The sequence below is a fragment of the Halorubrum sp. JWXQ-INN 858 genome, assembly GCF_009806985.1.
GTDB lineage: Archaea > Halobacteriota > Halobacteria > Halobacteriales > Haloferacaceae > Halorubrum.
In genome coordinates this window covers 358,062-372,114 of sequence record NZ_WUAX01000008.1, presented here as the reverse complement: position 1 = coordinate 372,114, position 14,053 = coordinate 358,062, and the positions used below count along the sequence as shown (strand labels likewise).

General features: G+C 69.1%; 15 protein-coding genes. 6 read left to right on the top strand and 9 right to left on the bottom strand.

All coding sequences use genetic code 11. From position 1 onward, the window contains the following. Positions 1-372 precede the first annotated feature (372 nt). Positions 373-1,260 (top strand): hypothetical protein, encoded by an 888-nt coding sequence (locus GRS48_RS07135; protein ID WP_159484956.1) that lies wholly within the window; start codon positions 373-375, stop codon positions 1,258-1,260. Between the two features lie 13 nt (positions 1,261-1,273). Here GRS48_RS07135 and GRS48_RS07130 read toward each other — a convergent pair whose 3' ends face one another. Then, positions 1,274-1,555 carry a hypothetical protein gene (locus GRS48_RS07130; protein ID WP_159484954.1) on the bottom strand — a complete coding sequence of 94 codons (282 nt, stop codon included), beginning with the start codon at positions 1,553-1,555 and terminating at the stop codon, positions 1,274-1,276. A gap of 203 nt (positions 1,556-1,758) precedes the next feature. On the opposite strand from GRS48_RS07130, the gene GRS48_RS07125 reads away from it, so the two are divergent. Next, positions 1,759-2,646 (top strand): DMT family transporter, encoded by an 888-nt coding sequence (locus GRS48_RS07125; protein ID WP_321168337.1) that lies wholly within the window; start codon positions 1,759-1,761, stop codon positions 2,644-2,646. 23 nt (positions 2,647-2,669) lie between these two features. Here the strand turns inward: GRS48_RS07125 and GRS48_RS07120 are convergent, their stop codons facing one another. Both GRS48_RS07120 and GRS48_RS07115 read right to left on the bottom strand, forming a co-directional pair. Then, positions 2,670-3,140: a VOC family protein gene (locus GRS48_RS07120; protein ID WP_159484952.1), complete on the bottom strand. Its 471-nt coding sequence runs from the start codon at positions 3,138-3,140 to the stop codon at positions 2,670-2,672. 24 nt (positions 3,141-3,164) lie between these two features. Beyond that, positions 3,165-3,704, bottom strand: a complete 540-nt coding sequence (locus GRS48_RS07115) for an SRPBCC family protein (RefSeq protein ID WP_159484950.1) — start codon at positions 3,702-3,704, stop codon at positions 3,165-3,167. Between the two features lie 97 nt (positions 3,705-3,801). Between GRS48_RS07115 and GRS48_RS07110 the strand changes: the two genes are divergently transcribed. Then, a complete protein-coding gene (locus tag GRS48_RS07110; protein ID WP_159484948.1) occupies positions 3,802-4,728 on the top strand; it encodes a DNA-3-methyladenine glycosylase in 927 nt (308 codons plus the stop codon). A gap of 82 nt (positions 4,729-4,810) precedes the next feature. Continuing rightward, positions 4,811-5,209: a DUF555 domain-containing protein gene (locus tag GRS48_RS07105; RefSeq protein ID WP_159484946.1), complete on the top strand. Its 399-nt coding sequence runs from the start codon at positions 4,811-4,813 to the stop codon at positions 5,207-5,209. A 99-nt stretch (positions 5,210-5,308) separates the two neighbouring features. On the opposite strand, the gene GRS48_RS07100 is transcribed toward GRS48_RS07105, so the two are convergent. From GRS48_RS07100 to GRS48_RS07085, 4 genes are all read right to left on the bottom strand, one after another. Continuing rightward, entirely contained in the window at positions 5,309-5,542 is a 234-nt protein-coding gene (locus GRS48_RS07100) for a UPF0058 family protein (RefSeq protein WP_159484944.1), read from the bottom strand. A gap of 131 nt (positions 5,543-5,673) precedes the next feature. Then, positions 5,674-5,853 (bottom strand): hypothetical protein, encoded by a 180-nt coding sequence (locus GRS48_RS07095; protein ID WP_159484942.1) that lies wholly within the window; start codon positions 5,851-5,853, stop codon positions 5,674-5,676. Between the two features lie 68 nt (positions 5,854-5,921). Continuing rightward, on the bottom strand, positions 5,922-6,908 hold the full coding sequence (locus GRS48_RS07090) for a transcription initiation factor IIB family protein (protein ID WP_159484940.1): 987 nt from the start codon (positions 6,906-6,908) through the stop codon (positions 5,922-5,924). A 266-nt stretch (positions 6,909-7,174) separates the two neighbouring features. After that, positions 7,175-8,131, bottom strand: a complete 957-nt coding sequence (locus GRS48_RS07085; protein WP_321168336.1) for a mechanosensitive ion channel domain-containing protein — start codon at positions 8,129-8,131, stop codon at positions 7,175-7,177. A 151-nt stretch (positions 8,132-8,282) separates the two neighbouring features. On the opposite strand from GRS48_RS07085, the gene GRS48_RS07080 reads away from it, so the two are divergent. Beyond that, positions 8,283-9,473, top strand: coding sequence for an MFS transporter (locus GRS48_RS07080; RefSeq protein ID WP_200840219.1), 1,191 nt, complete (start codon positions 8,283-8,285; stop codon positions 9,471-9,473). A gap of 80 nt (positions 9,474-9,553) precedes the next feature. Here the strand turns inward: GRS48_RS07080 and GRS48_RS07075 are convergent, their stop codons facing one another. Both GRS48_RS07075 and malQ read right to left on the bottom strand, forming a co-directional pair. Beyond that, the gene (locus GRS48_RS07075; protein ID WP_159484936.1) at positions 9,554-10,819 is read right to left on the bottom strand and encodes a M20 family metallo-hydrolase; all 1,266 of its coding nucleotides are present in this window, start codon (positions 10,817-10,819) and stop codon (positions 9,554-9,556) included. A 169-nt stretch (positions 10,820-10,988) separates the two neighbouring features. After that, positions 10,989-12,500, bottom strand: a complete 1,512-nt coding sequence (gene malQ, locus GRS48_RS07070; protein WP_255473078.1) for a 4-alpha-glucanotransferase — start codon at positions 12,498-12,500, stop codon at positions 10,989-10,991. A gap of 144 nt (positions 12,501-12,644) precedes the next feature. On the opposite strand from malQ, the gene GRS48_RS07065 reads away from it, so the two are divergent. Beyond that, positions 12,645-14,042: a M20/M25/M40 family metallo-hydrolase gene (locus tag GRS48_RS07065; protein ID WP_159484932.1), complete on the top strand. Its 1,398-nt coding sequence runs from the start codon at positions 12,645-12,647 to the stop codon at positions 14,040-14,042. Positions 14,043-14,053: the final 11 nt, after the last annotated feature.

Here is a 14,053-nt window from a genome sequence, read left to right as displayed (position 1 = left end):
GCCGCCTCCCATTCATTTCGCCCACATCGGGCGACACGAGCCCACGGACACCGCGTCCGTGGGCTCGTTTGCTTTCGAAACGGACACGACGGACCGCTAGGCTTAAACGCTCGACGGTCCGGCGAACGATCCGGTACGGACGACGCGACGCGACCGAGCGATTCGCTCGCACGGACCGCATCGAAGACCATCCGTTCGACCCTACGTCGGGGAGTGCCCCGCTCGTCCGTCACCGCCACAGTGGCGTTACCGACCGGACGCACCCTTTCGGACGTCGTGACCGGGATCCATCTCGAGTTGACCAGATGCGGTCCCGATCGATATTCTCCCACCGGTACGTTTATTGGTTTTCTCAGTAACGTTCACGTAATAATGGCTGTGACGGGGGAGCGAACGGACGTGACGATGCAGCTCGCCACGTTCGGCTCGCCGTCGGTTCGGGAGGGGTCACACCCGTCCCGTGCCGTCTCCGTGCTGTTCGCGGACGGCGTCGACGAGTGGCGACGCGGCTGGTCGGCACACGGCGGAACCCCCGAACGAGAGGCGGTCGTCTCGGCGAGCGACACGACTCGAGGCGCGACAGCGACGGCTCCCGGGACCCAGGTGTTCCCGGACCGACAGCTTGCATACACCGTCCTCGGGCGACCGGCCGACCCGACGGACGTCGTGGCGGTGGTGGCCGACTATCTCGACGGCGCGAAGGGCACCGCGCCGATCGTGTTCGTCGACGATCTCGCGCCGATGGTGTCGGACATCGGAGTCTCGGCGGCGACCGACCTCGTCGACGGGCTTTCACTCGCGGTTCGAGAAGCCGGGGGGTCGATAGTTGTCGGCTACTCGGTGACTCCTTCGACGGCGACGGCGGTGGGTCGAGCGATCGACCTCGTCGACGAGGTCGGAGGAGTCGAGACGGACGCGATCGCGGCCATCGAGCGGCTCCGCCGCCGGGACCCGACGACGTTCGGGTACACACGGCGGTACTGGGAGGACGCACGGGACGGGATCGACGCGTGTGATCGGAACTATCCGCAGTCGAAGCAGATCCATGCAGCCCTCGAGACCACCGATACGACCCCGCGAACGCTCGGGGCGACGCTGTCCGGCCTGGTCGAACTCGGCGTGTTGGGCACGTGGGGGAAGACGGTCGGATCGACTCGCTACGACCTCACGGCGTACGACCCCGTCCGGCTGGCGTCAGTCGGGGTCGCCTTCGCGGTCGTCACCGATCGGGTCGGATACCGTCGCGGATCGTCGACCTGAACGGCGTCTCAAGTCACCGATCGCCGAGAGGGTCGTCGAGGTCGTGGTCGACGACGGTGCCGTCGGGCTCGAGCGTGACGGTACCGAGACGGACGGTGTCGCCCGTGTCGTACTCCGCGGCGATCGATGCGAGCACGGGGCGGCGGTCGAGCCGATCCCACACGACGTCGGCGACGAGTGATTGGAACGCTTCCGGGTCGGTCCATCCGGAATCGATGTCCGACGGCACGTGAACGACGACTCGCAGCTCGTCGTCGGTGAGGTGGATCCCGACGCCGAAGGTGTCCGCGCACATGGGTCGGTGTTCGCGTCGCCGCCTGAAATCCCCGTCGGGTCGACGCCGCATCGGCCGTTCGAGTGGGTCGGTTCCGCAGCGTTCCGTCCAAGCGGATCCGGTTCGGCGTTCCGTCCAAGCGGATCCGGTTCGGCGCTCCGTCCACCCGATCGTCGATCGGCGGGCTCCGAAACCTGTAAGCGACGTGCCCGAAAAGGGCGGTCGTGGGATCGACGCCACGTGTCTCGCCGACGGCCGGGCTCGTCACGGCAGTGATCGCGGTCAGCGCGGGGGCGATCCTGGTCCGCTGGAGCCACGCGCCGAGCTCTGTCGCGGCTTTCTATCGCGTGCTGTTCACGACGCTTCCGCTGCTCCCGATCGCCGCGTGGCGCTACCGCGGTTCTTTCGCCCGGATCACGCGTCGGGACCTCGGGTTCGCGACGCTGTCGGGCGTCGCCCTCGCGTTACACTTCGCGGCGTGGTTCGAGAGCCTGACGTGGACGAGCGTGGCGGCGAGCGTCACCCTGGTGCAGGCACAGCCGGTGTTCGTCGCGCTCGGCGCGTGGCTGCTGTTGCGGGAGCGGGTCACCCGACGGATGGCGCTCGGGATCGCCGTCGCGGTGTCCGGGATGGCGGCGATGTCGTTCGGCGATCTGCTCGGTGGAGTGCTCGTCGGGCCCCGTCCGCTGTACGGCAACGCGCTCGCGTTGTTCGGGGCGGTGATGGCTGCGGGGTACGTGCTCGCCGGCCGGTCCCTCCGCCAGCGCGTCGCGCTCGTGCCGTACGTGGTCGTCGTCTACGGCGTCTGTACGGTGACGCTGCTCGCGATCGTGCTGGCCGAGGGACACGCGCTGACCGGCTACCCGGGACGGGAGTGGCTCCTCTTCGCCGGGCTCGCGGTCGGGCCCGGGCTGTTCGGTCACACCGTCATCAACTGGGCGCTCGCACACCTGGAGTCGAGCGTCGTTTCGGTGTCGCTGCTCGGCGAGCCGGTCGGGGCGACGGTGCTCGCGTTCGTCCTGCTGTCGGAGTCGCCGACGGCGTACACGATCGCCGGCGGCGTGATCGTGTTGTCGGGCATCTATCTGACCGCCACCGACAGCGAGGCGTAGTCCTCCCGTCGGGGGGACCGACGTCAGTGGACCTTGAGCTCGACGCGACGGCCGTCCGGATCGCGGACGTACGCCGCCCAATCGCGCCCGTACGCCCCGTAGCGCTCGGTCGGCTCGTCCGGTTCCACGTCGTATCCCGCGTCCTCGATCGCCGCGAGGAGGTCGTCGAGCTGCTCGCGGCTGTCGGTTCCGTTCGATCGGACCAGCAGGCAGACGTGCTCCCCGCCGAGGGGAACCCTCGATCCGTGGTTCGAGTCGGTCGGCGAGCGATCGTCCGCCTCCGCCGTGTTCGGGTCTATCGAGGGCTCGTCGACCGGGACGAGGTGGAGGTGTCTGCCGCCGGCAGCGACCGCAACGTACGGCACGTCCCCGGCCTCGTAGCGCTCCCGATCGCGGATCGGCAGTCCGAGCAGGTCGTGGTAGAACTCGAGTGCGGCGTCGAGGTCGGTCACGCGAACGGAAACGTGGTCCATGTCGACGATGTCCGGATCCATACCCGTGATCGGTCCCGGAACGCCTTATAACTCGTCGCCGTCCCCCATCGGTGCGCCGGTTTCCGGCCCCCGTTCGAAACGCTCGACGGTCCGTCGATGCCGGTCGCGGAACATCCCTTCGAACCCGACCTTCGCGAGCGGTCCCGCCGCGTCACCGAGCGGGCCGAACGGGAGCCGGTACTCGACGGTGTCGACGAGTCGCGTCCCCTCGCCGTCCGCGTAGAACGCGTGGGTGTGGATCCACCGTCTGAACGGGCCGTGGACCATGTCGTCGACGAAGTACGCGCTTCCCGTGACGGGGGTCTCACCGTCCGGCTCGCGCTCGACGATCCGGGACGTCCACCGTTGCCGGGGCCCCACGCCGAAGGGACGTATCGACATGCGGATTCGGGTGCCCTTCGTCAGGACGTCGGGACCGCGTTCGCCGTCCGGTCCCTCCACGGCCTCGATCCGGAGGTCCATCCAGTCGGGCGTCAGCGCGCGGAGCCCGTCTATCGTGGAGTGGAACGCCCAGACGTCGGGGAGGCGAGCCGGCACGCGTGTCTCCCGGCGGTACGTCGGCATGGTCGATCCGACGGTCGGCACGGTCAAAAACCCCCGTCCGCCGACGGTCGCTTCGACACCGAAACGGGAATACCCCCACGCCCCGTCGTGGACGACGATGGAACGAGGAGCGATCGACGTCGCCGACCTGAACGGTCCCTTCGACCTCCAGGCGACCGTCGAGAGCGGACAGAGCTACCTGTGGAACCGCGCGGACGGCGGGACCTACGGGGACGCCCGCGCATACGGCGGCGACGAGTGGTACGAGACGGTCGTCGACCCGATCCCGGGCGTGACCGACGAGCGGGTCGTCGTCCGCGTCCGCCAGCGCGGCGGCGCCCGCGACGGGACGGTGGAGTGGGAGTCCACGGCCGACGCCGTCCCGCTTCTCACCCACCTGCTCCGGCTCGACGACGACCTCGACGCGGTCCTCGACGCGACCCCCGACCTCCCGCTCTTGAACCGCGCGTACGACGCCTACGAGGGGTTGCGACTCACCCGGGACCCGACGTTCCCCTGCCTGATATCGTTCATCTGTTCGGCACAGATGCGCGTGGCCCGGATCCACCGCATGCAGCGTCGGCTCCGTGAAACGTACGGCGACGTGGTCGAACTCGACGGGGAGCCGTACCACGCGTTCCCGACGCCGGCGGCGCTCGCGGCGCGAACCGAGGGGGAGCTGCGGGACCTCTCGCTCGGCTATCGCGCACCGTACGTGCAGCGGACGGCGGAAATGGTCGCGGACGGCGAGGCACGCCCCGAGGAGGCAGCGGATCTGGAGTACGAGGACGCTCGGGACTCCCTCACCCGGTTCGTCGGCGTCGGCGACAAGGTCTCCGACTGCGTGTTGTTGTTCTCGCTGGCCTTCCTCGAAGCGGTGCCGCTCGATACGTGGATACGGACGACGATCGCGGACTACTACCCCGACTGCGAGCGCGGGAGCTACGCCGACACCTCGCGGGCGATCCGCGACCGGTTCGGCGGCGAGTACGCCGGTTACGCGCAGACGTACGTCTTCCACTACCTCCGTAGCGGCGGGGAGTGACGTCGGGGCGGGCGGAAGTGACTCAGGGCGGGCGGAGCTCGGCCGAAGCTTCATACCCGATCGCGCGGTACGTGTTCACATAATGGACTGTCGAGTCGTCGTCGAGGCCGCGATCCCGGTGTACGACGTGGAGACCACCGACGAGGCGGTCCGGATCGCCATCTCGAAAACCGGTGAGATGTTGAACCCGGACCTCAACTACGTCGAGATCGAGATGGGGGCGCGGCGGTCGCCCGCCGGCGAGGAGCTCCCGCCGGCGTTCGTCGCCGCCGACGAAGCCCTCGTCGCCCTCGAACTGGAGATGGACGTCTTCAACGTCGACGGCGAGGAACACGCCAGCCGGATCGCCCGCAAGGAGATCGGCCAGCGGCTCCGGAACATCCCGCTGAAGGTCCTCACCGTCGCCGAGCTGGCGGCAGACGAACTCGAGGGGAAGTCGCCGGATGAGGACGGCAAGGGAGACGGAGACGACCAGCGCTGATCCTCTCGGCGACGGCCGTCGTCGTCCGGTGCGGGTTCGGTGCGCTCGGACGGGGTCGTCACTACGCGGGTAGCGGGCGGCGAGAACGCGGTCGAAGTGTTAGTCGGCGGTCTGGGCCAGCGGCTCGGACTCTGCGTCGTCCATGGGAGCGGTGATCCCGCCGGTCAGCTTGAATACGGCTGCTTTGTGGTCGGTCTTCGATTTGTGGATCGATGTCGGCTTCACGCCCAGCTCTTCGTACGCGTCGAGGTCGAGGTCCTCGTCCCAGAACTCGCACTGCTTTCGTACTTCAGCCAGGAGGCCGTGAAGGTGAATGAGTTCCTGCTTCTTCATGAGCAACGGTCCTTTGCTACCGAAGGCTTATATTACTATCTTGAGTGCCGTTAGCATGACTCTCGCCTATACGGGCGTCTCCACGCCGGAAACGCGAGTTTTGCGTTAACGATCGGTACAGTCAGATCCGTTCATTGAAACTGTTTGACAGCTTCGAGGTCACGTTCGGTCCGCATGAACTCCGACAGCCGACGCGTCGCGTGGCAGTGTTGACAGCTGAAGTTCGTCCGGACGTTCGGCAGCTCGGCGGGATTGTCTTGCCACTCCTTCCCGCACTCCGGGCAGACCAATCTGACGAATGCTTCGACCATATCGACCGTTACACGCTGCTATCTGAAAAGAGTATGTGAGGATCTGACACCGTCGCTCGCCGTCCGAGTTAACCGGAGAGGTGGTCGCTGGCCTCCAACAGCTCCTTGTACCGGTTTCGGATCGTTACCTCGGAGATGTCGGCGACGTCCGACACCTGACTCTGCGTGACCTTCCGGTTCGACAGCAGCGCCGCGGCGTACACGGCCGAGGCGGCGAGCCCGACCGGGGACTTGCCGCTCGTGATCCCCTTCGCTTTCGCCGTCGTGAGGAGTTCTCGGGCCAGCCGGTCGACCTCCTCGGGGAGCTCGAGCCGCGAGACGAACCGCGGGACGTAGCTCTCGGGGTCCGCGGGCTGTACCTCCAGTTTGAGCTCGCGGATGACGTACCGGTACGTCCGGGTCAGCTCCATCTTGTCCACCCGCGAGACGGTGGTGAACTCGTCGAGACTTCGGGGGTTTCCGGCCTGTCTGGCGGCGGCGTACAGCGCGGCCGTCGCGACGCCCTCGATCGAGCGTCCGGGCAGGAGGTCCTCGCTCAGCGCGCGGCGGTAGATGACGGAGGCGGTCTCGCGGACGGTTTCGGGGAGTCCGAGGGCGCTGGCCATGCGGTCGATCTCGCCGAGCGCCTGTTTGAGGTTGCGCTCCTTCGAGTTCCGGGTGCGGAACCGCTCGTTCCACGTCCGGAGCCGCTGCATCTGCCGTCGTTGGCGGCTCGACAGCGACTTGCCGTAGCCGTCGGTGTTCTGCCAGCCGATGTTCGTCGACAGCCCCTTGTCGTGCATCATGTTCGTCGTCGGCGCGCCCACGCGGGACTTCGAGTCGCGCTCGGCGCTGTCGAACGCGCGCCACTCCGGCCCGCGGTCGATCCCCTCCTCCTCGACGACGAGCCCGCAGTCGGTACAGACCGTCTCGCCGTGTTCGGTGTCGCTCGCCAGCCGACCGCTACACTCCGGGCAGACCGTGACGCGCTCGCCCCGCGTCTCCGTCGCTTCGGCGGTCGTCTCCTCTCGCTGTTCAGTCTCGCCGTCGTAGTTTCGAATGCGTGTCTCTGTCATGGATGTCCCGCGACCGGCCCCCCGGCGAAAAAGTGTGCCGGGAACGCCGATTCATTAACTATTAGTTATCCTTCTATCTATATAAATGTTTCTCTATTTCTATATCCGTGTACGGCGCGTGAAAGACCGTTTACGGGCGTATCAATCGAAATCATTCGATATCTGCGCTTCTCGACGCTTCGGTCGAGCCGGTGTTCTCCGCTCGTCTCTACTAATAACTGCTTTGCTTCGATCGACGGACGGATCCCGGTTCGCCACCGCCGCCCTCAGCGGCTCCGGCTCGTCGGGAACGCGACGCGATCGGGGTCGTCGTTGAACCGATCGAGCACCCGCTCGTACAGCTCGTTTCTCACTTGCTGTCCCCGCCGCGGATGGGCGAGGTATCGCAGGCGAAGCTCGACCCACGACTCCGACTGCGCGACGTTCACGGTCGGGTGGTCGTACACCTCCAGCTCGACCGGGGTCTCCGCGAGCGCCTCTCGATAGGCGGCGATCCCCGCGGCCATCTCCTCGCCGAGCAGGTCCGTCGCCTCCTCGCGCATGACCGCCCGCGCGAACTCGAGGTCCGTCTCGTAGGCGACCTGAATCGCGATCTCGTTCCACACGTACGGCGACCCGCCCCCGCCGAAGTTGGCCACGTTCGAGGAGAGGACGACGCTGTTCGGGACGGTCACCACCCGACCGGAGGGCTGGTTCGAGGCGACGAGCTCGCCGTTGACCTCCCACAGCGTCGTGATGAGGAAGTCCACCGCGATCACGTCACCCTTCGTGTCGCCGATCCGGATCCGGTCGCCCACGCCGTACGGCTGTTTCACCGTGATGTACCCCCACGCGATGAGCGACAGCAAGGGCTGTTGGAGCGCGAACGTGACGGCGAAGCCGATGACGCCGAGCGAGAGGAGGAGCCCGAGCCAGTTCTCGGTCACCACCGCGAGCGTCGCGACGGTTCCGACGATCCCGATCGCGAGCCGAAGCAGGTTCCGCGCGTCGTGCGCGCGGCGTTTGCTCGTCGAGCGCGACAGGACGTCGAGGACGAGCAGGTACGCCCCGTACAGGAGCGCGGCCACCGCGGCGACGAGCAGACCCCGTCCGAGCACGAGCCCGGCGGGGTACCCCACGAGATCGGGCCACCCACCGACCTGCGGTCTCGCCGTGAGGACCCCACCGGTGACCGCGGCGAGGACGCCGAGGAGCAGGGACCCGATCGCGAGGCGTCGTCTCACGGTCGTTGCTTGCGGCCCCCGGATAAAACCGTTCCGTCGAACCCGACGGTCGACGAACGGTCGACGCGGTTCACGGGGATGACGTGGTTCGTCGGCCACGTTGTTTGCCGACCCCCGAGGGTTTTTCGCGGCCGAACGAGGTTGGTCGAGCGTGCACGAGCGTACCCGCACCTTTGCGGCCGTCTGCGTCGGTCTGTTCTTGACGATCCTCATCTGGTACAACTACTCGGCGGTGTTGCCCCAGGTGTCGGACGACTGGGGGCTCTCGGGGACGCAGGCGGGGATCGTCTTCGGCGCGTTCCAGGCGGGCTACCTCGTCGGTATCCTCCCGCTCGGCCGGCTCTCAGACCGGGTCTCTCCACGGTACGTCGTCGCGGGCGGCGCGGTCGGCACCGCGGCGTTCGGGATCGCCTTCGGGCTCGTCGCCGACGGGTTCTACGTCGGCCTCCTGTTGCGGTTCCTCGCGGGGGTCTGTATCGCCGGCGTCTACGTCCCCGGAATGCGCCTCGTCAGCGACTGGTACCCTCCGGAGCGTCGTGGTCGCGCCATCGGGATCTACGTCGGGACGTTCTCGCTCGCGAGCGGTGCGTCCTTCCTCGTCACCGCCCGGATCGCGTCGACGGCCGGATGGGAAACCGCCACCGTCGTGACGAGCGCGGGCGGTCTGATCACCGGGCTGTTGCTCGTCGTGGTCGCCGAGGACGCGCCCGGCCGCACCGGCTCGCCGTCGGGGATCGACCTCTCGCTGCTCGGGAACCGCGAGTACCTCCACGCGGTCAACGCGTACGCGTGGCACAACTGGGAGCTGTTCGGGGTCCGCAACTGGCTGTTGACGTTCCTCATCGCGGTGCCGGCGTTCGCGGCGACGGACGCGCCCGGGGCGGTCGCGGGACTGGTCGTCGGCGTCGTCACCGCGATGAGCGCGGTCGGGAACGTCCTCGGCGGGACGCTTTCGGACCGGATCGGCCGCGGGACGACCGTCGGGGTCGGCCTCGCGAGTAGTACCGTCGTCGTCGCGACGTTCGGCGCCCTCACGGCGCTCCCGTTCGCGGCGATCGTCGTCGTCCTCCTCGTTCACGGCGCGCTCCTCAGCGTCGACAGTGCGCCCGCCTCGACGCTCGTCACCGAGGCCGTCGACGACGACCAGGTCGGGGCGGCGCTGTCGCTCCAGTCGTTCGTCGGCTTCGTCCCCTCCGTTATCTCCCCGGTCGTCTTCGGCGTCGTGCTCGACGCGTCGGGCTACACCTTCGCGTGGGTGACGCTCGCGATCGCGGGCGTCTTCGGGCTCTGGTCGGTCCGGTCCCTCCGACGGATCCGCCGACGTGAGGCGTCGCCCGCGTGACGCGTCGTTTGAATGATGCACCGTTCGCGTGAGGCGTCGCCCGCGTGGGGCGTCGATCGCCTCGCTCGGCGCTGTTGGACCTACTCGGCGCCGGCCGCCCTCGCGATCGCGCCCGCGAGGACCTCGGTCGCGGCCGCACAGTCCGCCCAGTCGGTCCACTCGCGCGGGTTGTGCGATATCCCGTCGCGCGAGGGCGCGAACAGCAGCGAGGCGTCGGTCACGCGGGCGACACGCATCGCGTCGTGGGCCGCGCCGGAGTGGAGGTCGATCGCGGTCCGCCCCGCCCCGTCGGCGGCCGCGTGGGCGGCGTCGCGGAGCCGGTCGCTCATCGGCGTCGGGAGCACGTCGAACGGCCGCTCGAACGTCGTTTCGACGCCGCGCTCGCGCTCCACCCGCGCGAGCGACTCCCGCGCCGCGGCCACGATCGTCTCCATCGACTCGTACTCGACGTCCCGCACGTCGATACCCGCCTCGACCCGCCCGGGAACGACGTTCGTCGCGTTCGGCGCGACCGACAGCGACCCGACCGTGCCCACCGCCGACTCGCTCGACGACGCGACCACGTCGTTGGCGGCGCGCTCGACGTCCAACACGAACTCGCTCGCGGCCGCGAGCGCGTCGGTCCGTTCGTCCATCGCCGTCGCGCCCGCGTGGTTCGCCTCGCCCTCGACCGTCGCGTGACAGTGGGTGATCCCCGTGATCGTCGTCACGACGCCCAGGTCCGCACCCCGATCCTCGAGGGTCGTGTCCTGTTCGACGTGGAGCTCGTAGAACCCGTCCCAGCCGGCGGGATCGATGGTTCCCTCGCCATCGTAGCCGATCCGCGACAGCGCGTCGCCGAGGGTCTCGCCGCCGTCGTTCGTGAGCGCGAGCGCCTCCTCGAGGTCGGTCGTCCCGGTCGCCACCGCCGAACCGAGCATCCCGTTGCCGAACGTGCCGCCCTCCTCCTCGGTGAAGCTCACGACGAGCACGGGGCGGTCCGGCTCGATCCCGGCGTCCTGCATCGCCCGAACCGACTCGAGCGCCGCGTACACGCCGAGCGGGCCGTCGAAGATCCCGCCCTCGGGGACGCTGTCGAGGTGGCTCCCGCTCGCGACGGGGGCGGCGTCGGGCTCCGCGGACTCGGGGGTCCACGTCCCGACCAGGTTGCCGACGGCGTCGACGGTGACGTCGAGGCCGGCGTCCTCGAACCGCTCGACGAGCCGGTCGCGCGCGAGACGGTTCGCCTCGGTGCCGGTTCGGTTCGTCCGTCCGTGGGTGTCCGGGTCGCCGTCGTCGATCGCGCCGAACGCCGCGTTCCCCTCGATGTCGGCCCGGAGTCGATCCGCGTCAACTGGTAGCGCCATACCCGTACGGTTCCGCGTGGAGGTAAAAGGGTTCGCCGTCGCGGCGATCGGGACCCGATCGGCGGTCGATCAGGACTCGATCGGCGGTCGGTCAGGATTCGATCGGCGGTCGATCAGGGCTCGATCGGAGATCGGCTCCGGTCGGGGCGAGTCGCTCGCGGCGGTCGGCTCACCGGACGTGGAACTCGCCGAGCTCCCACAGCCGATCGGCGATCGCGTCGTCGAGCGCGCCGGCGGTCAGCCGCCACTCCCAGTTCCCGCGGGCGGTCCCGGGCTCGTTGAACCGCGCGTCGCTGCCGAGCCCGAGGAGGTCCTGGGGCGTGGTCATCGCGACGATCGCCTCCGACGCCCAGACGGCCTCGACGATATCCCACTCGATCGAACCCTCGCCGTCGGCCCCGAGGTTGTAGTGGAGACAGTCCCGTTGGTGGTCGGGGAGGGCCCCGTAGTAGCCCATCCACGTGTCGGTGTCGTGCGTCGACGTGTACCCGACGGTCGCCTCCGGGTAGTGCATCGGCTGGTACGGGTTGCCCTCCTCACACCAGTCGGCGTACTGGGGGACGCGCATGCCGGGGAATCCGAACTCGTAGGCGAGCGCGTCCATCCGCTCGTCCTCGAAGCCGAGGTCCTCCGCGATGAACGGCGCGTCGCCGAGCTCCCGCTCGACCCGCTCGAACAGCTCGCGGCCGGGGCCCTCGCGCCACTCGCCCGCGCCCGGATCGTCGGCGTCCGCGGGGATCGCCCAGTAGCGAACGAACCCGAGGAAGTGGTCGAGACGGGCGACGTCGGCCAGCTCGAAGAGCCGCCGGAAACGCGCGATCCACCAGTCGTACTCGCGCTCGGCGAGGCTCTCCCAGTCGTACACCGGGTTCCCCCACCGTTGCCCGTCGTCGCCGGGGTTCGGCGGGACGCCGGCGACCGCGGTCGGACGGTTCCCCTCGTCGAGGTGGAAGGCGTCGGGGTTCGCCCACACGTCGGCGGAGTCGAGCGAGACGTAGATCGGGACGTCACCGACGATCGAGACGTCGTTGTCGGCGGCGACTTCGCGGAGTTCGCGCCACTGTCGGTCGAACGTCCACTGCAGGAACTCGTGGTACCGGACTTCCTCGGCGTGTTCCTCGCGGGCGGCCGCGAGCGCGTCGGGCTCCCGGGTGCGGAGCGGCTCGGGCCACTCCATCCACGTGTCCTCCGGGCGGGCCGCCGAGAGCGCGCGGAACAGCGCGTAGTCGGCGAGCCAGGGCTCCCGCTCCCGGAACGCGTCGAGGTCGGCCGCCGCCTCCGCCGTCGGGCTCCCGTCGAACCGCTCGAAGGCCGTCCGGAGCAGGGGGAGTTTGTACGCTCGGACCGCGTCGTACTCGACCCGGTCGTCCGGGAAGTCGGGGACGGGTTCGAGCTCCGACGGGCGGAGCGCGCCCTCCTCGACGAGGCGGTCGAGACCGAGCAGGAGCGGGTTCCCGGCGAACGCCGACGGCGACTGGTACGGCGAGTCGCCGGCCACTTCGGTCGTCGGCCCGAGCGGACAGATCTGCCAGAGGTCGACGCCGGCCTTCCCGAGGAACCCGAGGAACTCCCGAGCCCCCTCGCCGAGGTCGCCGATCCCGTGAGGACCGGGCAGCGACGTGACGTGACAGAAGACACCGTCGGAGCGATCGAAGCGCATGGCTACCGCTGTGCGTGCCAGCGACTCAAGCGTTGCGTCCGTCGACTCCCCGGCCGGGGGGTCGTCCGCCCGACCCGTAGTCCGGTTCACCCGGCCGTCGACCCGTGATCCCGCCCGCCTCGCCGGCACACGCGTGTTTTTAGCGCCCCGCCGTCGACGTGTGGTATGACACCGTCATCCGAAGTGGACGCGTTCGTCGAGGAGGGGTTCGACGGGTTCGTCGACGACCTCCGGACGCTCGTCGCACAGCCGTCGATCAGCGCGACCGGCGAGGGGATCCACGACTGTGCGGAGCTCCTCGTCTCGTTGACGACCGACTACGGCTTCGACACGGCGGAGATCGTCGACACGGCCGGCCACCCCGCGGTCGTCGCCCGCGCGTTCGTCGACGGCGACCCCGACAACGACGCGCCGACGGTCCTCGTTTACGGTCACTACGACGTCCAGCCGGTCGCGCCGGAGGACTGGGAGACCCCGCCGTTCGACCCGGTGATCCGCGAGGTCGACGGGCGCGAGCTCATGTACGGCCGCGGCACGGTCGACAACAAGGGCCAACACTTCGCGTACCTCTGTGCGGTCCGCGCGCTGCGGGAGACGACCGGGCTCCCGGTCAACGTCACCATGCTCTTGGACGGCGAGGAGGAGAGCGGGAGCCCGAACGTGATGGACGCCGTCGAGGCGCGCGAGACCGAACTCGCCGCGGACGTCTCGGTGAACTCCGACGGCCCGGTCGACGAGTCGGGCCGCCCCACCGTCGTGTTCGGAAACCGCGGGATCCTGGTGGTCGGGATCGAGGTCCGGGGACCGAACGCGGACCTCCACTCCGGTCACTACGGCGGGGCCGTCCCCAACCCGATCTGGGAGCTCACCCAACTGCTCGCCACGATGCGTGACCCCGACGGCCGGATCACGATCGACGGGTTCTACGACGACGTCGCTCCCGTCACGGACGCGGACCGGGAGCTGCTCGGCCACATCGAGCCCGACCCCGACGCGCTCGCCGCGAAGCTCGATATCGGCGGCTTCGATGACGGCCCCGGCGACACGTTCCTCGAACGGACGCTGTACTATCCGACGCTCAACGTCAACGGCTTCGCGGGCGGCCACGGCGACGAGGGGTTCAAGACGATCGTCCCGTCGCGGGCCGCCGCCACGATCGACGCGCGGCTCGTCGTCGACCAGGACCCCGACGACGTGTACGACCTGATCGCCGACCACGTCGAGGCGCACGCCTCCGACCGCGTGTCGACGACGGTCACTCGCCACGCGAGCATGGACCCGACCCGAACCCCCGTCGACTCCCCGTACCGGGAGCCGATCGTCTCGGCGGTCGCGGACGGCTGGGGCGCGGAGCCGGTCGTCAAACCCGCCTCCGGTGGGTCGGCTCCCTACGCGGTGTTCACGAACTACCTCGGCGTCCCACACATCAGCGTCCCGCACGGCCAGCGCGACAACAACCAGCACGGCCCCGACGAGCACTACGACCTCGCGCACTTCGAGAAGGGGATCCGGACGAGCGCTCGCGTCCTCCGCGCCGTCGGCGAGGTCGCCCCGGTCGCCTGAGATATTCCCCC